Raw genomic sequence first — 20,963 nt, 5'->3', positions numbered from 1 at the left:
CAGGCACCCCGTGGTCCCCACTCCCGCCGACGGAGGAAGCATGGCCGGTACGGAGCCGCAGCACACGAACGTGGAAGGCGTGGACGCAGGCGTGGGTCTGACCGCCCTTCTGGTGGCCGCGGCACGGGCGATCGAGACCCACCGCCCCGACAGTCTGGCCCAGGACGTCTACGCGGAACACTTCGTGCGCGCCGCCCCGGCGTGCGCGCACTGGCCGGTGCGCATCCAGCAGGTCCCCGAAGGAGACGGCGACCCGCTGTGGGGGCGGTTCGCCCGCTACTTCGGCCTGCGGACCAGGGTCCTCGACGACTTCCTCCTCCGGTCGGTGCGCACGGGCGCCCGCCAAGTGGTCCTGCTGGGCGCGGGGCTGGACACCCGCGCCCTCCGGCTGGACTGGCCGTCCGACTGCGCGGTCTTCGAGATCGACAGGGCGGGCGTGCTGGCGTTCAAGCAGCAGGTGCTCACGGACCTGCCGGCCGCCTCGAGGGCGAAGCGCGTCCTCGTACCGGCCGACCTGCGCGCCGACTGGGTCACCGCGCTGACCACCGCCGGCTTCGACCCGGCCGCGCCGAGCGTCTGGCTGGCCGAGGGGCTGCTCTTCTACCTGCCGGGCCCCGTCGAGACGTACCTCATCGACACGGTGGACCGGCTGACCACCGAAGGCAGCGCACTGGCCTTCGAGGCCAAGCTGGAGAAGGATCTGCTGGAGTACCGCGACAGCGCGATCTACACGGCGACGCGAGAACGGATCGGCATCGACCTGCTCCACCTCTTCGACAAGGGGCCACGGCCCGACTCCGCGGGCGACCTGACGGCCAGGGGCTGGTCCACCTCGGTGCACACCCCCTTCGACTTCACCCAGCGGCACGGACGCGGCCCCCTTCCCGAGCCGAACGACGCGCTGGAGGGGAACCGGTGGGTGTTCGCGCACAAGCCCCGGCCGTGACGCCCACGGCGCTCACGGCGGCGTCCGTGCAGGGACGCGCTCCGTGCCGGGCGCACACCGGCGGCCGATCCGTGAGATCGGCCGCCGGTGTGAGCACCCCCTTCTGGCTCCAGGGCTTCCGTCGCCTGCGCGTCAGACGGGAAGAGCGGGACGACATCCACGAAGCCTTCCTCGGCCTCCTCACCCACCGCCATGTCCCACGTCTTCGCCGGAACCCCTCAGGAGGATGACCGGCCAGGAGCGAGAGCGTGGGTCAACGGGGAACCGTCGATCCGGGGCGACCGAGCGAGTCGCTCCCCGCGGGCCTCCGGGCTTGCGACTCCGGCCTCGGGGGCGGCCGGGCAGAGCGCACGGACGACGTACGCGCCGAGGGCGTCGTCGATCGGGTGTGCCCGCGGTACGCCGTCGTCGTCGAGTTCCTGGTACTTCATCAGATTCTGCGCGACGGTCATCTGGCGCTTGCCGTCCCGGCTGGACAGCGCGATCGTGCCGGCCCCGAACACCGCGCCGTCGTGGCCCCGGAAGCGGCCGCAGGGCAGGTTCAGGGCGTAGATCCCGAGGCCGTAGTCCATGCCGGAGCCGCTCCCCGTGCTCAGCCGTCAGCTGATCGTCATGGGCAGGAGACAGCGGGGCGGTGACCTCGCGGCACCCCGGCGACGAGAGGGCCACGGGCCACGGGCCACGGTCCCGGTGCGGACGAGACGCTCGACCAGGGCCTCGGCGTCGTCGGGACCGGGCGTCCGCCAGCGCGTGCCGTCCAGCCGGAACGTCCGGAGCGTGGTGTCGGGGAGCTCGATGCCGCCGTCGACCGGCGCCACCGCGGGCACGGTCCGCAGCGAGGTGCCCACGGCGAACTCGATGCCCGTGGAACTCGCGCCCTCCGGCGCCGGCGCCTTGCCCGTCCGCGTCTGGGGACCGGTGACGCCCGCGTACGCCCGGCCGCCCCGCTCCCGGAACACCGGGCCCAGGCGCGCTCCTGCGGGCGTCGGACAGAGTCGGGGTCCGCGGGCCGTTCCGCCGCGGGCCGAGGCAGCGGCCTTCTAGGCCCCGGCCCGGCGGACCACGCGGTGGCGGAGGTGGACCACTTTCGAGTGGAAGGTGCGGGTCTCGACGAGTTCGAGATCCACCCGGCGCTCGCGTCGGGGAAAGAACGGGATGCCACCGCCCACCAGCACCGGGTGGACCATGGTCCGGTATTCGTCGATCAGACCCGACGCCGCCACCTCGGCGGCGAGGGTCGCGCCGCCGATCGCGATGTCGCCCTCTCCCGGCTCGGCCCGCAACCGTTCGATCTCCTCCGCCGGACTGCCGGAGGCCAGGCGGGCAGTGCCCTGCACCGCCGACAGCGTGGTGGAGAACACCACCTTGGGGAGCGGCTTCCAGAGAGCGGTCCACTCGAGCGTCGACTCGTCGGACGAGGGATCCTGGTCGGCGGTCTCCCAGTACAGCATCGTCTCGTACAGCCGTCGTCCCATCAGATGGACGCCGACGTCTCGGATCTCGTCGATCCAGAAGCGGAAGACCTCCTCGTCGGGCGCCGTCCAGTCGAAGCCGCCGTCCGGCCCGACGATGTACCCGTCGAGTGAGACGCTCATCGAATAGGTCACGCTGCGCATCAGGACTCCCTTCGCCGACGGCTTCGACGGTACGACCGCCGAACGCCGCGGGACTCATCGGCCGGACACCGGGTTGTCGTCGGTCCACAGCGTCACACGCCGGTGGGTGAAAACGGGGCATTGTTCGACGACGCGGGGGCCGTTACCGAGGCTCCGGGCATCCGGGACGACGAGCAGGACTCGCGGCTCGACCACTCCGGCCGGCTTCCGCGAGCCAGGCTGCTTCCCGAGCCGGGAGCGCACGGCGGCGATCTCGGCCACCAGGGCCTCGAAACCGGTGCTCCAGCCGAACCGCCGCTCGCCGCATCGGGAAGTGTCCCTTCCCGTCCGTACGAGGGCGGGGACGTTCAGCTCCGGCCGCCCCGGACCTCAGCGGCGGTCAGAGCGAAGCCTCGTCGGCCGGCGAAGGCACGGCGTGCGGCCGGAGGACCATGAGTGAGTCTTCCGGGGCCGCCGCCATGGCGAAGGGGAACCGGTCGAGTTCGAGACAGAGTGCGACGTCGTCGGGATGGGCCCCCTGGCGCACGCCTCCCCGCAGTTCGGCGGCGGCTCGCGACGCGTCGGCGCGGCGGAGGAACTCGGCTGCGTCCGCACCGGCCCCGGCGGCCCTTTGCGCGATGTACTGGGCGCACGCCAGATCTTCGTCGGCCCGCCCGTCCTCGCCGGTGACCACGAACGTGACGCTGTCGCACCGGCGTGCCCGCAGGAGCCGAGCCGTCGCCTCCGCGACCACGAAGCCGGCGCACAGCACCAGCGACGCTTCCCTGACCGCGAGGGCGCCGACCGTCCCCGCGGTGGTCTTCTGCACGACGGTCCGTCCGCCGAGGTCGGTGGAGCGCAACAGACCTGGCGAGTTGACGGTGTCGAACCCCGGCGCGGGCGGACCGTCCTTGAGCGCCACCCAGTCCGGGTGGCGGCTTCTGAGCGCCAGTGCTTCGTCCAGCGACTCGGCGAGAACGATCTTTTCCGCTCCTTGGGCGAAGGCCCAGGCGGCCACCGTGAAAGCACGCATGACGTCGACCACGACCGCCACGGGCGGGGCTTCGACCAGTTCTGCGGTACCGAGGAAACGAGCCTGCATCGGGTCATGATCGCGCACGCCCGACCCGGAGCACCTGGACAGTGATGCGTATCACTTCGACGTTCTCGGGTTTCCTTCCCCCGGGCTGATCGACAGCCGCCGCGGACCACCGTTCCGGCACGGCGGCCGGGGTGGTGCGTCACGCTGAGGAACGAGGGTGAGCGGGCCCCGGAAGTGAGCCCTCCGTACCGCCGCGCGGCGCAGGACCTGCGTTTCGATTCGTGTGCACGCGGCGTCACCGCGGCCGCGCCCCCGGGCGTCGACCGTCAGGGGGAGCGGAGCGTGGTGGGGCCGAGCACCCGGCCGGACGGCAGCGCCCGCCTCGCGGGCGAGCGCGTCACCGACGCCACGGTGCACGGCGCGCGAGGTGGCGGCCGGACAGCGCTCCCTCGGCCGCCACGACCTGATGACCGTCCTGCGGTACCGGTACGACGACCGGTGTGCCCGTGTGGGAACGAAGTCCTGACGCGATCTCGGACGGACGCCTCTCGGTCGGCGTCTTCCAGGGGGGAGACCGGAAGGCGAATCATCCTGATTGTGCGCTTTTCCGAGGCCTCTGCCGGTACAGTCGCCGCAAGGCGCGGGCGGAGAGGCGGGTGCGGGAATGCTAGGGATCAGCGGGACCACCTGGGTGGTGACGATCGCGGTCATCGTGGGACTGCTGGCCCTGGACCTGACGATGGGATGGGTGAAACCGCATCGCGTCGGCTTCCGGGAGGCCGCGGCCTGGTCCGTGTTCTACGTCGCGGCCGCTGTCGTCTTCGGCGTGTGGTTCGCGAGCGCCCACGGAGGCACGTACGGCACGGAGTACTTCGCCGGTTATCTGGTGGAGAAGAGCCTCTCGGTCGACAACCTGTTCGTGTTCGTCATCATCATGACGACCTTCACCGTGCCGGAGGAGCACCAGCAGAAGGTGCTCTCCTTCGGCATCGTGCTCGCGCTCGCCATGCGTGCCGTCTTCATCGCGCTCGGAGCCGCGCTGATCTCCGCGTTCTCCTTCATGTTCCTGCTGTTCGGCCTGCTGCTGATCTACACGGCCGTACAGCTCTACCGGCACCGGGAGGAGGATCCGGACGTCGAGGACAACGGCGTGGTGAAGGCGGCCCGGCGGCTGCTCCCGGTCACCGAGGGCTACGTCGACGGCCGGATCCTCACCCGGGTGGAGGGACGGCGGATGGTGACGCCGCTGCTGATCGTGCTCATCGCGATCGGCAGCGTCGACCTTCTGTTCGCGCTCGACTCCATCCCCGCGGTCTTCGGCGTGACCGAGGAGCCCTACATCGTCTTCGTGGCCAACGCGTTCGCCCTGCTCGGCCTCAGAGCGCTGTTCTTCCTCGTCAAGGGTCTGCTGGATCGGCTTGTCTACCTGTCGACGGGCCTCGCGGTGATCCTGGCCTTCATCGGGGTGAAACTCGCCCTCCACTGGGCGCACGAGGACATCTCGCACGACGTTCCGGAGATCTCCACTCCGCTCAGCCTCGTCGTCATCGGGGTCGTGCTCGCCGCCGCCACGGTGGCCAGCCTGCTCAAGACCCGCCGCGATCCCACCAGCAAGGCGCACGCCGGGTCGCTCAAGGCCCACCGGACCCGGCCGGAGCGGGAAGAGGACTGAGGCCGCCGACACCCGCCCCGAAGATCGCACCGTGTCCTGAGCCGGCCATGCGGTTCGGTGGCGGGATCCAGGCGGCGGGCGCCGCGCGGCCGAGCTCCCCCGCGACCGCGGAGCGCCTCTCCGAGCTGGATCGGCTGGTGGCCGAGATGACAACCGAGATCGCCGGAGGCGGCGACGCCCCCCGGCTGGTGGCGTTGGACATCGCCTTCCACGACCAGATCTACGCCGCAGCCGGGAACGGCAGGCTCACCACCGCCTGGGAGGCGATCCGCTCTCAGTTGCACCTGTTCCGGCTGCGCCGCGTCGACGCGGTCTACGACCACTACCGCGCACGCGTGGTCGACGAGCATCGCGAGCTCGCCGCTCTCCTGCGCTCCGGCGACATCCGGACGCTGGCCCGCCGGGCCCAGGAGCATGTGGAATCCGCACGACGCAGCCTGCTGGCCGGCTTGCAGGCCCGCGCCGTTACGGAGAGCACCGAGGCGTCCGGCCACCACTGAGTGCGTCCCGTACTCGCGAAGCTGCCGGGAAGCGACAAGCATGCGAGAGCGGTGCCCAGCGGTGCGCACTCGTCGAACGCGGACACGCGGTCCGGGAGCGCGCCCGTACGCGCTCGATGCGCAACGCCCCACGGCCGAGGCGAGTCGTACGGTTGCGCGTGTGGCGCACGTAAGCCGGCCGTTCGCGAAAGGCCGGCCGCGCCCGGCCGGGGTGGACGGCGGCCTCGGGCCGTCGAACGCGTCGTCCCGCCCCCGTGGGACCGGCTCTGGACGTTCCTGGCGCACAACGCGCTCGCTGGGGCCCCGCACAGCGGATTCCAGCGGTTCGACAACCTGGCCCGCATGGTCTTCCTGGACCCGGCCGGACGTACCTTCCACCGGGACTGGGACAAGGCCGCGAGCTCGTGCGTGGCCGAAATGCGCGCGGCCTACGGACACGACCCCGACTCTCCGCGAATCACCGGGGTCGTCGAGACGCTCTGCGCGAGGAGCCCCGAGTTCGCCGGACCGTGGGCACGACACGAGGTGAAGGACAAGTCCCGGCAGACGAAGTACCTGGTGCACCCCGAGGCCGGTGCTCCGGACATCCGGTTCTCGGCCTTCACCGTCGGCGGTGCCCCGCATCAGCAGCTGGTCGTCTGTCAGGCCGAGCCGGCGAGAGCCACCGCGGTCGCCTTCGCCGAACTCCGTCCCCGCGCCGGCGGAGCGGAGTCCGTACAGGTGGTGCGGCAGGAGTCCGGCCTGGCCCGCAGCGACACCTGGCTTCGGGCCGTTCCGCCGACGGGCGTGTCACACCGTGCGCCGTCGGCCGCCCGCTCCGGCACCGGTGCCCGGAACGAACGGCCTCGACGGGGATCGTTGCGTGACTTGTCAGCCGCGCGACGGGATGCCTTCCCGTCGGACGCGCTCATCGCCCTCGCGGTAAAGCACCAGGTGCTCGTGGAAGAGGACACCGTCGCGGATGTCGCCGGTGGCGGTGAAGCCGGTGTCGTCGACGTAGTCGATGTGGTCGTCGGTGACGGTGTAGCGGCCGGTGTAGGCGCTCCGGCGCTTTCCGCGGGCCTCGTCGTAGCGGCCGTCCGGCAGGAGTTCCTGGCGGATGAATCCGTCCGCGGTCACCCACATCCCGACGTACGGGTGCGGGTCGCGGGGCGTGTCGTCGCTGTTCATGGCTCCACCCTCGGCCCCACGACGGGAAGCGACCAGGCCGCCGTATCCCCGGGTACAAGGTCCCTGGGGGCCGTGCACCCATGATCGCGAGCGGAACGGCGCGACGGAACGAAGGCGCCGGGACGAGTGAGCCCTCCCGGAGGGGGCGAGTCCGGGCCGTGCGGGAGCCGTGACCACGTTCCTCCCGCCGGTGCCCGTGACATCCCCCCACCGGACGCCGGCTCCGCTTCGCACCGGCAGCTCGTCCGGGGCCGGCCATGGGTGCCGCACACCCGGGGACACGGCGGCCTGGTTGCGATTCCGCGGTGCGACCAACCTGATGGTCATGCAGTTGCGGTGACTGCCGAGCAACTGCTCCCTGCCCGCACGGGCGCCCGCTTCGCTCGTCGGGCCGACCGATGAGCCGAACTCCCCTCGAGGAACACCATGACCACCACCGATACCGACACCGTGAGCTGGAACCCGGAGGCCCTCGGCGAGATCGTCTCGAACGACGGGGGCCGCCCCGTCCTGTTCACCAACGCCCGGATCGTGACGATGGACCCGCTGATCGGAACCATGACCACCGGCCGGAGGACATGTACATCGGCACCGAGCTGGCCGCCCTCACCGCGATCGACGGCGGCATCACGACCATGCTCGACTTCTCCCACAACTCCCGCACCCCCGAACACTCCGACGCCGCCGTCGAGGCCCTCCGCGACACCGGCATCCGCGGCGTGCACGCCTCCATGGGCCCGCACTTCGGCGACTGGGACGAACAGTGGCCCGGCGACCTGACCCGCCTCAAGGAGAAGTACTTCAACAGCGAGGACCAGCTGCTGACCCTGCGCCTGGCGACGCTCACCACCGACGAGATCGCCGGGCCGGCGCTCGCCTACGGTCCCGAACTCGCCCGCGCAGCCAAGGACCTGGGCATCGGAGTGAGCGTGGACGCGGTCTTCGGCACGGCCTCCTCCGAGGCGATCCTGCGCTGGGCCGAGGACGGCATCCTCGGCAGTGACGTCACCCTCATCCACGCCACCGGACTGACTCCCGCGGCATGGAAGGCGATGGGGGAGACCGGCACCACCGTGGCGCTCGCCCCCACCTCCGACGCGCAGATCGGCCTGGAGACCGTGATTCCCGCCGTCGACGAGGCCCTGTCCGTCGGCATCCGCCCCGGGCTGAGCATCGACGTCGAAGTCGCCTTGGCCAGCGACATGTTCACGCAGATGCGGGCCCTGCACGCCATCCAGCGGATGCGGGCCGTCAACGCCGCCCACGGCACCGGCCGGCAACCGGCCCGCATCACCACCCACGACGTCCTGGACTTCGCCACCCTCCAGGGCGCCCGCACCAACGGCCTGGACGGTGTGACCGGTTCGCTCACCCCGGGCAAGAAGGCCGACCTGCTGGTCATCCAGGTCGAGGACCTCAACAACATGCCGCTCAACGACCCCATCGGCACCGTCGTACTGGGCTCCGACGCCCGCAACATCAGCACCGTCCTCATCAACGGCGAGCCCCGCAAGTGGAACGGCCACGTCCTCGACGTCGACCTGCCCGCCCTGCGCCGCGAGGTCCACGCCTCGCGCGAGCACGTGCTGAACACCCCGGCTGCCTGATCATCCCGTCACCGCCCCCGGCCGGCCCCTCGCCGGTCGGGGACATCCACCGCACCGCGCATGCGGACGGCCGTGCGACCAGGAACGCGGACGGCCCGCCGGCCGAGGTCGAGTGCGCGTTCCGGCCGCAGGCGGACGGTTGGCGGGCCGGGAAGCGGAGCGCGAGGGCAGCGCGTGCCCGCGAAGAGCGTGAGCCGCCCTCGCACGTGTTCCGTCACCGAGGGAGCTCAGGCCGACCACGTTCACGACTTCGGTCTCCGGCTCGGCTTCCGAGGCGTGCACGTGCTGCCTGCCGGAAGCAGATCGCCGTCCGAGATCGCTACCGGCCCGGACGGCGACCTGCTGCGAGGGCCCGGTGGCACAGTGATCAGTCGGCAAGGGCCTGGTGAAGAGTGTCGTGACAGTCGATGACGGCGTCGACGCCGACGATCTGCAGGGTGCGCATCACGGTATCGGTGGGTGCGGCCAGACGCAGCCAGCCGCCGGCCCGGGTGAGGGCGTGACGAGCGGCGATGAGGACGTTGATGCCGCTGGAGTCCATGAAGGTCACCCCGCGCAGGTCGACCACGACACGGGGATGAGCAGTGGCGGCGACGTCCAGGGCGTGACGGAGGGCGTCGCCGGTGTGGTGATCGATCTCCCCGAACGGGTTCAGCACCTGGATGCCGTCAGTGGCGGTGGCTGCGACCGACAGTTGTTCCCGCTGTTCAGTCCGATTGCTGTTCGCCACTTCTTCCTCAGCCGTGTCAGTGATGCGTGCACACCAAACCTTCACCCGGTGATTTCCCCGCGCACACCGGGTGATGCCCGTATGTGACGGAGACGACAGAGGTGCATGGGGCGTCACCCGTCCTCGCGCGGGCACGCGCAGGATGTGAACGGGGTAGCGAAGGCGGCCGGGATGAATCCAGTTCCCTTGGGCGCGGACGGCGCCGCGCCGGGCGGGCAGCGCCCGCACACCACGATCGCCTTGGACGGGGACGGCGCCGACATCGCCCACGCCCGCCACCTGGCCGCCGACTTCCTTGCCCATGTCCGGGCCGAGCACGGCCTGCCGGTCTCCCGGCGCGCCGTCGACGTGACCCGGCTGGTGGTCAGCGAGCTGGTCACCAACGCCCGCAAGTACGCTCCCGGGCCGGCGCTGCTGGACCTGCGCATCACCGGTGACACGGTGGAGGTGGGAGTGCGGGACTCCGATCCGGTGCTGCCGATCGCCCGGGCCGCGGACGCCGGCCGGGTGGGCCAGCACGGCCTGGAGATCGTCATGGCCGTCTGCCAGGGCTTCACAGCGCAGCGTGAGCCGGTCGGCAAGAGCATCACCGCCCGCATCGCCCTGCTGGATGAGCCCGCAAGCGCTCCCGCCGGGCGGCAGCCGCTCTGACGTGCCCCCTGGACTGTGGACCGGGGTGAGCCGGGGAGCACGCCGAGGCCCTGTGCTCACTCAGGTGGCGGCGGGGCGGCCGTCCCGCCGTTCGCGCTCGCTCATGCGGAGGTCCTCGACGACCCGGTGGGTGCCGGCGCTGTCGTCGCGGGTGTGGGCCATGAAGGGGGCGCTCGACGGTGCCGTAGGCGGTCCGGGAGACCTGCCCGGCCTCGACGAAGCCGACCCACGGCCGGTGGGGGCCAGAGCCGGGGATGCCGGGCCGGCGGTCGTTCGCAGAAGTACGCACGGGCGGGCAGGAGGGACACCCCACACCTCTGCAACGGCACTGAGCCGCCCCTGCGCAGGCCGATGCATGGGGGCGAGTGCCCGGGGCATGAGGGGAACATGACGACGACGCTCGGTGCCTTTGTGCTCGGTACCCCCGATCCGCCCGCGCTGGCCGACTTCTACCGGGCTCTGCTGGGCTGGCAGGAAGTCGAGCGGGACCCTGAGTGGGTCCGGCTGCGGGATCCCGGACAGGACCGCCCCGGCCTCAGCTTCCAGCTGGAAGCCGACCACACGTCCCCGGTGTGGCCCCAACGACCAGGCACCCAGCAGATGCAAGCACACCTGGACCTGCAGGTCGACGACTTGGACGCGGAGACCGAGCGGGCTTGCGCCCTGGGCGCGACGCTGGAGGACCACCAGCCTCAAAAGGACGTGCGAGTCCTCCGTGACCCGCACGGTCACCCGTTCTGTCTCTTCCTGCCCGGCGCCTGAACGACCCCGGCCTCGCACCACGCCGACGTCGTCCGGTTCGTCCGAGGAGAGCTCCACGAAGCGCTCGCCCACCAGGCCGGGGCATCGCGCCCCTCTCGTGGGCATCAGGAGCCGGCCTTCACCGCCGGGTTGTCATCGCTCAGCACCGGGGCACTGCGCACGAGGCGCAATGCCGTCGTCAGAAGAAGGCCGCCGACGGCGTTGCCCAGGACCGCCCAGGCCAGCCACCCCAGCCAGTCGGTGTAACCGTAGGACGTCCTGCCGGTGTGCAGGCCGGCGAACGCGATCAGGGAGTCCAGGACCGAGTGCCACAACCCGAGCCCGGCCAGGACGAACGCGGTGGTGATCGACGCGGTGATCTTCCCGGTCATGGAATCGGTGCCGTGGTGCATGCGGGTCATGAGCGTGATGACGCCGCCGCCCAGCACGGTGAGGCAGAAGGTGCCCAGGGTGTAGCCTCCGTCGACGAACTGCGCGCCCAGAGCAGCCGTGGTGCGGTGCAGATCCGGATAGGCCCGCATGACCAGCCAGGTGAACACCCATCCGCCGATCAGGTTCATCACCAGGACCGTCGCCCACATGCGCACCAGGTCGAGCCAGGTGGCCGCACCGGCGATGACAGTGGCGACGGGCACCAGAAAGCCCTCCGTGAACAACTCGCTGTGACCGAGCAGCAAAGCGACGAGCCCCACGGAGAAAGCCAGTCCGGCCAGCAGTTCACTGCCGGTCTCGTGGCGTACGAACAGCAGCGTCATGACGCCGACACCGACGTCGATACCGCCCAGCAGCGAGGTGGCCACCAATGACGTCCAGGTGCGGTGCAATCGTGGCCGGCCCTCGGCCACGATCCGTTCCGCCGCTTCGGCGACTCGTCGCTCGCCGGGCCCCTGCATGATCCGGTCGTCCTGCGGCATGGGACTCCTTCGGTCTCGCGTCGCCACGGGAACGTCTCGTCGGCCTCGTGACGGAGACGTCTCCGGAGAGATCTTCGGTGAGGACGTCCCCGGATCTCGTGACCCACGCCGTCCGACTCGGCACGGTTCACGGCCCCGACCGTCCCGCCCGCCCGTGGAACCGGGACCTGGTGCCGGGAGCGGAACGACGGGACGGCGGGAGCGCTTGCCCGCGCCGCGCGTCGGCAGGACTGCTGCGTCGGTACGGCGGCGAGCGGCGGGCCGCGGGGGAAGGCGAGCGCCGGCTGCTGCCGGCCGTCTGTGCTGTCCGGGAGCGGGTACCCGTGCGGTGTCTGAAGATGGATACACCTGAGTGGCCATGGAGGAGTCCCGAAGTGGCCTGTCCGCCCAAGGCCGCGTGCCTGCCCGGCGAGGGGACCAGAGGTGTGACCGAGAGTAGTGCTGTGTCGCTGATGCGGCTGATGCAGGCCAGTCATACGGCCACGCTCGAACAGCTTCCGAGGATGATCGCTGAGCACGCCGCCGTGGCGGGCATGTACGACGTGGCGCTCTTCGTGATCGATATGCAGGAGACGGTGCTGCGCCGGCTCACCGGCCGGGGACCGGATGCCGGGGAGAGCGGGCAGGAGTTCACCGTCTCGGGCAGTCTGCCCGGCCGGGCCTACCAGCGCGTGGAGCTGCTCCCCGAATCCGAACGGGACGCCACGGGCGAGCATCCGGACGGGCGGCGGCGGTGGTGGGTGGCCGTCACCGACGGCGTGGAGCGCCTGGGCGTGCTGCGGGCCGACACCCGCACCGACGACGAACCCGTCCGGCAGGCCCTGCGCGACCTGGCGTCCATGACAGCCCTGCTGTTGCTCAGCAAGCGGTCCTTCAGCGACTCCTACGCACGTCTGGTGCGCACCGAGCCGATGAACGTGGCAGCCGAGATGCAGTGGAACCTCACCCCGCCGCCCGCCTACGCCGGGAACGACGCCACCGTGGGTGCGGTGATGGAGCCCGCCTACCAGATCGGCGGTGACGCCTTCGACTACGCGGTGGCCGACGGTACCCTCCACCTGGGTGTCTTCGACGCCATGGGCCACGACACCACCGCCGGTATCACCGCCAACGTCGCCGTGGCCGCCTGTCGCAACGCCCGCCGTCAGGGCGCCTCCCTGAGTGAGACCAGCCGGAAGATGGAACAGACACTGATCGAACAGTTCAGCACCAGCCGCTACGTCACCGGACTCCTCGCCGACCTGGACATGGACACCGGCCGGCTGACGTGGATCAACCGAGGCCATCACCTGCCGATCCTGATCCGCGGCAACCGCTGGACCACCGAACTGGACTGCTCCCCGGCCGGCCCCATGGGCGCCGACCTCGGCCTGCCGGTCACCACGGCCACCGAACAGCTCGAACCCGGGGACCGCCTGCTGCTCTACACCGACGGCATCGTCGAAGCCCGCGACGCAGAGGGCAGGGAATTCGGCCGGGACCGGTTCGTCGACTTCATCCGCCGTCACCACTCCGGCCGGCGCACCCTGCATGAGACCCTGCGCCGGCTGATGGCCGCCGTCATGGAGCACCATGACGGCAAGCTCGACGACGATGCCACTGTTCTGCTCACCGAGTGGCGCGGCGGCCACCAGCAGGAGCTGATCCCGTGAACCACGGCCCACCCGAAGAGAACCGATGATGAGCACGGACCGGCGGCACGCTCACCGCGATCGGCAGGGCGGCCTGGAGGTGTACGTCCACCGCCTGGGGGCCGACCGGAGCCTCGTCACGGTCGAGGGAGCCCTGGATCTGCACACGGCCTCCCGGCTCGCCGGCACCCTGCAGCCCCTGCTGCTCTCCGGTGGTCAGAGCGTGCTGGTGCACCTGTCCGGTGTCGACTTTCTGGATTCCAGCGGGCTCACCTGTCTGATCGCGGCCTACCGCACAGCCAGGAACACCGGCGCCCGGCTGGTGCTGATCGCACCCAGCGAACGCGTACGCCGCATGCTGGCCCTGACCGGTACGGACCAGGTGCTGCCCAGCTACGCCACCGTGGACTCGGTCCCCGACTGACCGCCCCCGCCACCGGCAGCCGCTGCCTCGGCGGGGGACGGCAGCGGGCCCGTTCCGATGCCCAGGAAGCAGTGCAGCCGTACGCCGGGCCGGCCGGGGGCTTGAGCGGTTGCGTTCCACCGCGGTGGCCGTCCACCGCGAAGCGGGCGCCTCCTGAGGACGAAGACGTCCGTCAGGACAGTGACGACGGGACCCGGATCGCGGAGATGTCGAACTGCAACCGGACCTTCTCGCTCACCATGGCGCCGCCGTTCTTGAGGCGCTGGTTGTAGGAAAGGCCCCACTCGGTGCGGTCGATGGTGGTGGTGCCGTCGAAGCCGGCCCGCTCGTACCCGAACGGATCCAGGACCGAGCCGAGGTAGTCGAGTTGCAGGTCGACGGGCCGGGTGACGCCACGGATGGTCAGCTCTCCCGTCATGCGGAAGCTCTCCCCGCCCTCGTGGAGGGTGGAAGTGCTGCGGAACACCATCTCCGGGTAGCGCCGCACGTCGAAGAAGTCGGGGCCGATGAGGTGCGCGTCCCTCTGTTCCACGCCCGTGTCGACGCTGGCCACCCGGATGACGAGATCGGCCCGCGACTCGCAGGGCCGTGCTCCGTCGAAGTACAGAGTGCTGTCGTAGTCGCTGAAAGCACCCCGGACCGTCGTCACCATCGCGTGACGGACGGAGAATCCGATACGGCTGTGCGGGCGGTCGATGGTCCATCGCCCGGTCAACGCCCGCAGCGTCGGATCCAGCGCGGCACCGGCGGCCGAAGCCCTCGCCGCGGGCACACCGACACCGGCAGTCGGCGTCGGCTCGATCACGTCTGTCTGGCGGCGGCTGAAGATGCCCATGACGTCGTAGGCCCTCTCTGTCTGGTCACCCCGTGCTATCACGAAGCCGACAGATGCTGCGGGGCGAGATGAGCGGCCTCGTCCGGGTTCCATGCCGTCGACTGCAAAGCTGCACAAGATCGACATGAGCGCTCCCCGGATGGCCGGTGAGGCCGGTCCCTCGCGTGGCCGGCACGTTCAGCGCCATGGAGAGGACGCGGGCGACCGGGGGCGCCACCGTGCTCACCGCCGGCCGCGTCACCGTTTCCTGCTGAGCTTTCGTGAGGCGGGGGATCTGATGCTCCGGCGCGGCGTCATCGTCTGCCACGGAACGTGCGCCGTCGGTGCGCCGAGTCCGGCCACGCTCACGCGAACGGACCGCGCCGTCGTCGGTCCCGGCCCGGTGACACCCGGCCCCTGCGGACGGCCGGGCGCGAAGGGCGGGCTCGGTCACGCGGGAGGCCCCGATGCCCACGGCCCCTGTGGTGACTCCGTCGGCCCGGGGACCGACTCGGGTCCGGGTGTTCTGCCGTCCTGCGGCGGACCGCCGCCCAGCCGCTCTTCAACGGCCGTCGCACGGGTCGCCGTCCACGGGCATCGGCCGGGTGCCGGCCGCCAGACCGGAGGAACACACCCGCGACGGCGCGGGCCGCGGCTCCGATGCCGGCAACAACCGGAGCCCGGTCGTGCGGCCGGTCAGGCGGAGGTGGGCTCGAGACGGACGACGAGGCCCTTCGACGCGGGCTGGTTGCTGATGTCGGCGACGCTGTCCAGCGGTACCAGGACGTTCGTCTCCGGATAGTAGGCGGCGGCCGAGCCCTTGGCGGCCGGGTAGGGCACGACCTCGAAGTTCTCGGCCCGGCGCTCGGTGCCGTCCGCCCAGACGCTCACGAGGTCGACACGATCGCCCTGGACGAGGCCGAGTTCGGCCAGGTCGGCCGGGTTGACGAGCACGACGTGGCGGCTGCCGTGGATGCCTCGGTAACGGTCGTTGTCGGTGTAGGGGACGGTGTTCCACTGGTCGTGCGAACGCAGTGTCTGCAGCAGCAGGTGACCTGCGGGCGCCCGGGGGATCACACGTTCGTTGCAGGTGAACAGGGCTTTGCCGACCTCGTTGTTGAAGACGCCCTCGTTGACCGGGTTGGGCAGTTGGAAGCCCCCCGGCCGGGTCACCCGTGCGTTGAAGTCGTGGAAACCCGGCACGACGCGGGAGACGCGGTCGCGGATGGTGCCGTAGTCGCCCTCGAACTCGGCCCAGGGAATGTCCGCCTTGCCGTCGAGCGTGCGGCGGGCGAGCCGGCACACGATGGCGACCTCGCTGAGCAGGAGGGGGGAGGCCGGTTCGAGGCGGCCCTGGGAGGTGTGCACCTCGCTCATGGAGTTCTCGACGGTGACGAACTGCTCCCCGCCGGCCTGGAGGTCCCGTTCGGTGCGGCCCAGGGTCGGCAGGATCAGCGCGGTGTCGCCGCAGACGGTGTGCGAGCGGTTGAGCTTGGTGGAGATGTGGGCGGTCAGGCGGCACGAGCGCATCGCCTCCTCGGTGACCGCGCTGTCGGGTGCGGCCCGGACGAAGTTTCCGGCCAGGGCGAGGAAGACCTTGACGCGGCCCTCGCGCATCGCCCTGATCGCGTTCACCGAGTCCAGCCCGTGGGCACGGGGCGGATCGAAGCCGAACTCCTTTTGGAGGGCGTCGAGGAAGGAGTCCGGCATCTGCTCCCAGATGCCCATGGTGCGGTCGCCCTGGACGTTGCTGTGGCCGCGCACCGGGCAGGCGCCGGCGCCCGCTCTGCCGAGATTTCCGCGCAGCATCAGGAAGTTCACGATCTCCCGGATGGTGGGGACTCCGTGCTTGTGCTGGGTGATGCCCATCGCCCAGCAGACGATGACGCGTTCGCTCCGCAGGACCTCGTCGCGGACGTGCTCGATCTCCTCGCGGGTCAGACCGGTCGCCGTGCGCACGTCGTCCCAGTCGACGGTGCGGGCGTACCGGGCGAACTCCTCGAAGCCGGTGGTGTGGGCGTCGATGAAGCCGTGGTCCAGGACGGTGCCGGGCCGGGCGTCCTCGGCCTCCAGCAGCAGGCGGTTGAGGGCCTGGAACAGGGCGAGGTCGCCGCCGGGCTTGATGTGCAGGAAGCGGTCGGCGATCTGGGTGCCGCGTCCGACGACCCCGCGCGGTTTCTGCGGGTTCTTGAAGCGCCGCAGCCCGGCCTCCGGCAGCGGGTTGACCGCCACGATCCGGCCCCCGTTGCGCTTGGCCTCCTCCAGAGCGGTGAGCTGGCGCGGATGGTTGGAACCCGGATTCTGCCCGACCAGGAAGATCAGGTCGGCGTGGTGGAGGTCGTCGAGGCTGACGGTGCCCTTGCCGGTGCCCAGGGTCTCGCTCAGGGCGAAGCCGCTGGACTCGTGGCACATGTTGCTGCAGTCGGGCAGGTTGTTGGTGCCGAACGCCCTGGCGAAGAGCTGCAGGACGAAGGCGGCCTCGTTGCCGGCCCGGCCGGAGGTGTAGAAGACGGCCTCGTCGGGGGAGGCCAGCGCCTGGAGTTCCTGCGCGAGGACGCCCAGGGCGTCGTTCCAGCCGATGGGCTCGTAGTGCTCGGAGCCGGGCCGCTTGATCATCGGCTCGGTGAGCCGCCCCTGCTGGTTGAGCCACATGTCGGAGCGGGCGGCGAGGTCGGAGACGCTGTGCTCACGGAAGAAGTCGGCGGTGATCCGGCGCGTGGTGGCCTCGTCGTTGATGTGCTTGGCGCCGTTCTCGCAGTACTCGTTGCGATGGCGCCGGCCCGGGGCCGGGTCCGCCCACGCGCAGCCGGGGCAGTCGATCCCGCCCACCTGGTTCATGGCCAGCAGGTCCACCCCCGTCCTGCGCGGGGAGGTCTGCTCCAGGGAGTACTCCAGCGCGTGCACGACCGCGGGGACTCCGGCCGCCCACTTCTTCGGCGGCGTCACGGAGAGGGCGGTCTCCCGCTCCTCGCCGGGCGGGTTCTGCATCGGTTCGCCTTTCTCTTGCCGTGTCCGGTGCGCGGGTCAGCCGACGGGCCACTGGGCCACGCGGCTCCTGGGCGGTTCCGGGCGATCGTGCTGCACACGGCCGTTGCGGATGGTGCCGCGCCAGGCCCCGCCCTCCTGCCCCAGTCCCTCGATGAACCGCTTGAAGCTCACGAGCTCGCCGCGCACCAGCCGGGCGGTCAGCCGGGCGGCCCGGGACGAGCGGGTGAGGACCCTCGCGGCCCCCCGCGGTTCCAGGAGCATCCGGACGGTGATCGCGGTGCCGCCGGACCCCGTCGGCCGGAACTCGACCTCACCCTGGTGGGAGGGGTTCTGCTCGAGACCGCGCCAGGCGAGGTACGAGTCGGGGTCCTGCTCCACGATCTCGACCGCGAAGCGGTGGCGCAGGGGCCCGTAGCCGATGGTCCAGGCGGTCACGGTGGGCCTGAGCTGCTCGACGCCGTGCACCACGGTCGAGAAGCGCGGGAAGGTCTTGAACTGAGTCCACTGGTTGTACGCCGTCCGCACCGGCACCTCGACCTCGACCGTCTCCTCGACGTGCCGCTCCCGCAACGGTCGGCGGCGTGTGGCGCCGTCCCCGTCGGTGCGCGTACCCGGCATGTTCGGCAGGGCATGCCGGGTGTCGTCTCCGTGCGCCATCGTGGTCTCTCCTCCGGTGAGGGAGCCGGGCGTGCGGACACCCGGCCTCCCCTCGTGCGTCAGGGTTTCTCCTCCGGTTCCCCCATCGCGCGCTTCGAGTCACTTCGTGGAGAGGTTCGTCGCCGAGGGACTCGTGGCGGCCCGACCGCCGGGAGGCCCCACATGGTCGTGGACGACCGGTGGGTGCCGGACACCGAAGGCCGAGCCGGTACTCCGACGCCTTGCCGACGAGGACGCCGGGGCTGCTCGCAGAACGTGTCCTTGATGACGGTCACGATCCGGGCGGCCCGGTCACTGCCGAGGTCGGGAACGTCGCCGCTCCCCGGCCGGAGTCCAGCCATGTGCCGGACGGCGGCTCCGGCATCTGCGTCATCCCCGTCCCTGACGGCTCGGCAGCGGAGCGAGTGACGGCGCCGGTACCTGCGGAGCAGTGGGGCCCGTCCAGGTGGCGATGAGCCCCCGTCCTTCTTCCGGGAAGCCCTCCTGCGACCGGTGCGGGGGCGGACGCCTGTGCGAAGATCGCGGCGTGAAGGACCTACGCTTCCGTCTCGCTGACGGCGTCGATCTTGCCGCCGTCGTGCGTCTGCGTGACGACGCGGCCCGCTGGATGCTCACCCGGGGTGTCACTGGTCAGTGGCAGCCGGGTGAGCTGGGTGAGGACCACTTCCGCCGGATCATGGAGAGCGGTGAGCTATGGCTCGCGGAGGCTGCCGATCGTGTGGTCGGGGCCTGGGAGCTCTGGTGGGAGGACGAGGACGCCTGGGGGCCGCAGCCGCCGGCGGCCGGCTATGTGCACCGGCTGATGGTGGACCGCGGAAGTGTTCCGCCCGGGACGGGGCGGCAGCTTCTGGGAGCCGCGGAGCGGCGCGTGGCCGAGGTGGGCCGGTCGTTGGTTCGCCTGGACTGCCTGGCCACCAACGCACGCCTGAGTGGGTACTACCTCGACGCCGGATATCGGGTCGTGGGACGCAAGGAGGGCAAGCCGCAGCCGGGCGGTACGCCCAAGTCGTTCACGCTCCTCGAGAAGTCCGTACGGGACGAGGCGGGGTAGATCGAGCGGCCAGGGCCTCGGGACGCTCGACGAGCCGGCCGTGTCGGAGGCGTACGACGTGCTCGGGGACGGCTGCTGCGGCAAGGGGGCGGGACAGCGGGCCAGGACGTTCGGCCTCGGCCCGACCGGTTCGGTGACGAGCGCGACGTCCGGTTCGTTCACGACTCGATCGCACGCCCCCACACCGGGGGAGGGGCAACCCGTCAGCTTCTTCGATCCGTGGACGGCCCAGGCGTCCGGAGCCTGCCGGATCATGTCCCCACCGGACGCGCCAACACGTCGACGGCCGCGGAGAACACCCCTGGCAGCCGCTGCGCCGCAGGCACCAGCGCCGAGCGGACCGGGAGGATCCTCGTCGCACCGAGCAGCGCCCGGGTCAGCCAGCGGTGGTGCCGGGTGAGCCGTCGCCACTCCCGCTCGTACGCTGCCAGGTCGTTGCCGACGACTGCCCGCACCGCCGCTGAGGCCTGCGCGAGCGCCAGCGCGATGCCCTCACCGGTCAGCGCGTCGACATAACCGGCCGCATCGCCGACGAGCAGCACCCGGCCGACGGTGCGTGCGTGCGTGTCCTGGCGGAGCGGCCCCGCCCCGCGCACCGGTCCGGCGGGCCCGGCTCCGGCCAGCCGCTCCCGCAACCCGGGGAAGGCCGCGAGGTGGTCGTCGTACGGTCCGCGGCCGGTGGTGAGCACCGCGACGCCTACGAGGCCGTCGCTCACCGGGGTCACGTAGGCCTCCGCGCCACGGGCCCAGTGCACCTCGACGCGGTCGCTCCAGGGAGCGAGCGCGTAGTGGCGGCGCAGCCCGTGTCGCCGGTGGGCCCGACGCGGCCGGTGCAGCCCCAGGGAGCGGCGGATAGGCGAGTGCAGGCCGTCCGCAGCGGCGAGGTGGCCGGCACGGGTGCCGTCGACCACCACACCGTCCTCGTCCTGCTCGACACGGCGCGCGGTGCGCTGCTCGACCCGTACGCCGGCGGCCAGCACCGCCTCCCGCAGCGCCGCGTGCAGGACGGTGCGACGTACCCCGCGGCCCGGCCCCGCCCGGAAGTCGGCGTCGGCCCGACGCGGCCCGCAGACGTACGCGATGCCGCGCAGGTCGTGTCCCGGCGGGTGGACACCGAGCGCTGCCAGGGCGTCGACGGCGCCCGGCATCAGGCCCTCGCCGCACGCCTTGTCGACGGTACCGGCGCGCTGCTCCCAGACGGCGACTTCGAGGCCTGCCCGGGCCGCGTGCAATGCCGTGGCGAGACCTGCCGGTCCTCCACCGACGACGAGAAGGTCCATGCGTCCCTCCTCAGGCCAGCCGCGCCAGGGCGGTGTCCTCGGCGCGGACGCGGACGGCGAGCAGGAACCCGTTCAGCACGGTGAAGACGGCCGCCGTGACCCAGGCCGAGTGCACCAGAGGGAGCGCGAGCCCTTCGACCACGACGGCGAGGTAGTTCGGGTGCGAAAGCCGGCGGTAGGGACCGCCGGTCACGCGCGCGGCGCCGGGCACGACGATCACCCGGGTGTTCCACTGCCGGCCCAGGGTGGCGACGCACCACCAGCGCAGCGCCTGCGAGGCCGCGACGAGGGCGAGCATGGCCCAGGCGAGGACAGGTACGACGCCCGGCCGCCGCACCCATACCTCCACGAGCGCGCCGACCAGCAGGCCCGTGTGCAGTACCACCATGAACGGGTAGTGGCCCCGCCCGGCCTCCACGCCGCCCCGCGCGATGCTCCGGACGGCGTTGCGGTGGGACACGAACAGTTCGGCGGCCCGTTCCAGGCCGACGGCCAGGACCAGGACGGTGAACAGCACCTCGCCGCTCAT

20 protein-coding genes and 2 pseudogenes are annotated in these 20,963 nt (G+C 71.4%); 10 read left to right on the top strand and 12 right to left on the bottom strand.

The annotated features are described in order from the left end of the window. Positions 1-40: 40 nt before the first annotated feature. A complete protein-coding gene (locus tag ACZ8ZB_RS01190) occupies positions 41-946 on the top strand; it encodes a class I SAM-dependent methyltransferase (protein WP_470735845.1) in 906 nt (301 codons plus the stop codon). A gap of 218 nt (positions 947-1,164) precedes the next feature. On the opposite strand, the gene ACZ8ZB_RS01185 is transcribed toward ACZ8ZB_RS01190, so the two are convergent. The 4 genes from ACZ8ZB_RS01185 to ACZ8ZB_RS01170 form a co-directional block, all read right to left on the bottom strand. Continuing rightward, positions 1,165-1,518, bottom strand: coding sequence for a hypothetical protein (locus ACZ8ZB_RS01185; protein ID WP_470735844.1), 354 nt, complete (start codon positions 1,516-1,518; stop codon positions 1,165-1,167). Between the two features lie 27 nt (positions 1,519-1,545). Then, entirely contained in the window at positions 1,546-1,905 is a 360-nt protein-coding gene (locus tag ACZ8ZB_RS01180; protein ID WP_470735843.1) for a hypothetical protein, read from the bottom strand. Between the two features lie 81 nt (positions 1,906-1,986). Next, the gene (locus tag ACZ8ZB_RS01175; RefSeq protein ID WP_470735842.1) at positions 1,987-2,562 is read right to left on the bottom strand and encodes a dihydrofolate reductase family protein; all 576 of its coding nucleotides are present in this window, start codon (positions 2,560-2,562) and stop codon (positions 1,987-1,989) included. Positions 2,563-2,941: 379 nt separating this feature from the next. Beyond that, positions 2,942-3,643: a 2-phosphosulfolactate phosphatase gene (locus ACZ8ZB_RS01170; protein ID WP_470735841.1), complete on the bottom strand. Its 702-nt coding sequence runs from the start codon at positions 3,641-3,643 to the stop codon at positions 2,942-2,944. Between the two features lie 604 nt (positions 3,644-4,247). On the opposite strand from ACZ8ZB_RS01170, the gene ACZ8ZB_RS01165 reads away from it, so the two are divergent. The 3 genes and pseudogenes from ACZ8ZB_RS01165 to ACZ8ZB_RS01155 form a co-directional block, all read left to right on the top strand. Next, complete coding sequence (locus ACZ8ZB_RS01165; protein WP_470735840.1) at positions 4,248-5,255, top strand: TerC family protein; 1,008 nt, start codon at positions 4,248-4,250, stop codon at positions 5,253-5,255. A 47-nt stretch (positions 5,256-5,302) separates the two neighbouring features. Beyond that, entirely contained in the window at positions 5,303-5,755 is a 453-nt protein-coding gene (locus ACZ8ZB_RS01160) for an FCD domain-containing protein (protein WP_470735839.1), read from the top strand. Continuing rightward, positions 5,756-6,379 (top strand): annotated as a pseudogene (locus ACZ8ZB_RS01155) (MmyB family transcriptional regulator); the annotation flags it as partial. Between the two features lie 246 nt (positions 6,380-6,625). Here ACZ8ZB_RS01155 and ACZ8ZB_RS01150 read toward each other — a convergent pair. Further along, complete coding sequence (locus tag ACZ8ZB_RS01150) at positions 6,626-6,925, bottom strand: Atu4866 domain-containing protein (protein ID WP_470735838.1); 300 nt, start codon at positions 6,923-6,925, stop codon at positions 6,626-6,628. 563 nt (positions 6,926-7,488) lie between these two features. Here ACZ8ZB_RS01150 and ACZ8ZB_RS01145 point away from each other — a divergent pair. After that, a pseudogene (locus tag ACZ8ZB_RS01145) lies at positions 7,489-8,532 on the top strand (amidohydrolase family protein); the annotation flags it as partial. A gap of 367 nt (positions 8,533-8,899) precedes the next feature. Here the strand turns inward: ACZ8ZB_RS01145 and ACZ8ZB_RS01140 are convergent. After that, a complete protein-coding gene (locus ACZ8ZB_RS01140; protein WP_470735837.1) occupies positions 8,900-9,262 on the bottom strand; it encodes an STAS domain-containing protein in 363 nt (120 codons plus the stop codon). A 171-nt stretch (positions 9,263-9,433) separates the two neighbouring features. Here ACZ8ZB_RS01140 and ACZ8ZB_RS01135 point away from each other — a divergent pair, with 171 nt between their 5' ends. Together ACZ8ZB_RS01135 and ACZ8ZB_RS01130 are read left to right on the top strand one after the other, a co-directional pair. Then, positions 9,434-9,913, top strand: a complete 480-nt coding sequence (locus ACZ8ZB_RS01135; protein WP_470735836.1) for an ATP-binding protein — start codon at positions 9,434-9,436, stop codon at positions 9,911-9,913. 387 nt (positions 9,914-10,300) lie between these two features. Beyond that, positions 10,301-10,675: a VOC family protein gene (locus ACZ8ZB_RS01130; RefSeq protein WP_470735835.1), complete on the top strand. Its 375-nt coding sequence runs from the start codon at positions 10,301-10,303 to the stop codon at positions 10,673-10,675. 104 nt (positions 10,676-10,779) lie between these two features. On the opposite strand, the gene ACZ8ZB_RS01125 is transcribed toward ACZ8ZB_RS01130, so the two are convergent. Next, positions 10,780-11,589, bottom strand: coding sequence for a formate/nitrite transporter family protein (locus ACZ8ZB_RS01125; RefSeq protein WP_470735834.1), 810 nt, complete (start codon positions 11,587-11,589; stop codon positions 10,780-10,782). 452 nt (positions 11,590-12,041) lie between these two features. On the opposite strand from ACZ8ZB_RS01125, the gene ACZ8ZB_RS01120 reads away from it, so the two are divergent. Together ACZ8ZB_RS01120 and ACZ8ZB_RS01115 are read left to right on the top strand one after the other, a co-directional pair. Next, entirely contained in the window at positions 12,042-13,241 is a 1,200-nt protein-coding gene (locus ACZ8ZB_RS01120; RefSeq protein ID WP_470741390.1) for a PP2C family protein-serine/threonine phosphatase, read from the top strand. A gap of 25 nt (positions 13,242-13,266) precedes the next feature. Beyond that, complete coding sequence (locus ACZ8ZB_RS01115) at positions 13,267-13,644, top strand: STAS domain-containing protein (RefSeq protein WP_470735833.1); 378 nt, start codon at positions 13,267-13,269, stop codon at positions 13,642-13,644. A gap of 172 nt (positions 13,645-13,816) precedes the next feature. Here the strand turns inward: ACZ8ZB_RS01115 and ACZ8ZB_RS01110 are convergent, their stop codons facing one another. The 3 genes from ACZ8ZB_RS01110 to ACZ8ZB_RS01100 form a co-directional block, all read right to left on the bottom strand. After that, positions 13,817-14,479: a YceI family protein gene (locus tag ACZ8ZB_RS01110; RefSeq protein ID WP_470735832.1), complete on the bottom strand. Its 663-nt coding sequence runs from the start codon at positions 14,477-14,479 to the stop codon at positions 13,817-13,819. Positions 14,480-15,154: 675 nt separating this feature from the next. Then, on the bottom strand, positions 15,155-17,446 hold the full coding sequence (locus ACZ8ZB_RS01105) for an FdhF/YdeP family oxidoreductase (protein WP_470735831.1): 2,292 nt from the start codon (positions 17,444-17,446) through the stop codon (positions 15,155-15,157). Positions 17,447-17,482: 36 nt separating this feature from the next. Then, entirely contained in the window at positions 17,483-18,103 is a 621-nt protein-coding gene (locus ACZ8ZB_RS01100; protein WP_470735830.1) for an SRPBCC family protein, read from the bottom strand. A gap of 526 nt (positions 18,104-18,629) precedes the next feature. Between ACZ8ZB_RS01100 and ACZ8ZB_RS01095 the strand changes: the two genes are divergently transcribed. Continuing rightward, on the top strand, positions 18,630-19,154 hold the full coding sequence (locus tag ACZ8ZB_RS01095; RefSeq protein WP_470735829.1) for a GNAT family N-acetyltransferase: 525 nt from the start codon (positions 18,630-18,632) through the stop codon (positions 19,152-19,154). Positions 19,155-19,405: 251 nt separating this feature from the next. On the opposite strand, the gene ACZ8ZB_RS01090 is transcribed toward ACZ8ZB_RS01095, so the two are convergent. After that, on the bottom strand, positions 19,406-20,434 hold the full coding sequence (locus ACZ8ZB_RS01090; RefSeq protein WP_470735828.1) for an NAD(P)/FAD-dependent oxidoreductase: 1,029 nt from the start codon (positions 20,432-20,434) through the stop codon (positions 19,406-19,408). 10 nt (positions 20,435-20,444) lie between these two features. Next, a complete protein-coding gene (locus ACZ8ZB_RS01085; protein ID WP_470735827.1) occupies positions 20,445-20,963 on the bottom strand; it encodes an isoprenylcysteine carboxyl methyltransferase family protein in 519 nt (172 codons plus the stop codon).

Source organism: Streptomyces sp. 12E (assembly GCF_055633275.1).
Note: the sequence above shows the minus strand (reverse complement) of the source record. Positions and strands in the feature narration are given on the sequence as shown.

Bases quoted from the DNA above. Each gene is read 5' to 3' on its own strand.
- ACZ8ZB_RS01190 (WP_470735845.1), top strand. From the start codon at position 41: ATGGCCGGTACGGAGCCGCAGCACACGAACGTGGAAGGCGTGGACGCA.
- ACZ8ZB_RS01185 (WP_470735844.1), bottom strand. From the start codon at position 1,518: ATGGACTACGGCCTCGGGATCTACGCCCTGAACCTGCCCTGCGGCCGC.
- ACZ8ZB_RS01175 (WP_470735842.1), bottom strand. From the start codon at position 2,562: ATGCGCAGCGTGACCTATTCGATGAGCGTCTCACTCGACGGGTACATC.
- ACZ8ZB_RS01170 (WP_470735841.1), bottom strand. From the start codon at position 3,643: ATGCAGGCTCGTTTCCTCGGTACCGCAGAACTGGTCGAAGCCCCGCCC.
- ACZ8ZB_RS01165 (WP_470735840.1), top strand. From the start codon at position 4,248: ATGCTAGGGATCAGCGGGACCACCTGGGTGGTGACGATCGCGGTCATC.
- ACZ8ZB_RS01160 (WP_470735839.1), top strand. From the start codon at position 5,303: ATGCGGTTCGGTGGCGGGATCCAGGCGGCGGGCGCCGCGCGGCCGAGC.
- ACZ8ZB_RS01150 (WP_470735838.1), bottom strand. From the start codon at position 6,925: ATGAACAGCGACGACACGCCCCGCGACCCGCACCCGTACGTCGGGATG.
- ACZ8ZB_RS01135 (WP_470735836.1), top strand. From the start codon at position 9,434: ATGAATCCAGTTCCCTTGGGCGCGGACGGCGCCGCGCCGGGCGGGCAG.
- ACZ8ZB_RS01130 (WP_470735835.1), top strand. From the start codon at position 10,301: ATGACGACGACGCTCGGTGCCTTTGTGCTCGGTACCCCCGATCCGCCC.
- ACZ8ZB_RS01125 (WP_470735834.1), bottom strand. From the start codon at position 11,589: ATGCCGCAGGACGACCGGATCATGCAGGGGCCCGGCGAGCGACGAGTC.
- ACZ8ZB_RS01120 (WP_470741390.1), top strand. From the start codon at position 12,042: ATGCGGCTGATGCAGGCCAGTCATACGGCCACGCTCGAACAGCTTCCG.
- ACZ8ZB_RS01115 (WP_470735833.1), top strand. From the start codon at position 13,267: ATGATGAGCACGGACCGGCGGCACGCTCACCGCGATCGGCAGGGCGGC.
- ACZ8ZB_RS01110 (WP_470735832.1), bottom strand. From the start codon at position 14,479: ATGGGCATCTTCAGCCGCCGCCAGACAGACGTGATCGAGCCGACGCCG.
- ACZ8ZB_RS01105 (WP_470735831.1), bottom strand. From the start codon at position 17,446: ATGCAGAACCCGCCCGGCGAGGAGCGGGAGACCGCCCTCTCCGTGACG.
- ACZ8ZB_RS01100 (WP_470735830.1), bottom strand. From the start codon at position 18,103: ATGGCGCACGGAGACGACACCCGGCATGCCCTGCCGAACATGCCGGGT.
- ACZ8ZB_RS01090 (WP_470735828.1), bottom strand. From the start codon at position 20,434: ATGGACCTTCTCGTCGTCGGTGGAGGACCGGCAGGTCTCGCCACGGCA.
- ACZ8ZB_RS01085 (WP_470735827.1), bottom strand. From the start codon at position 20,963: ATGAGCGGCGAGGTGCTGTTCACCGTCCTGGTCCTGGCCGTCGGCCTG.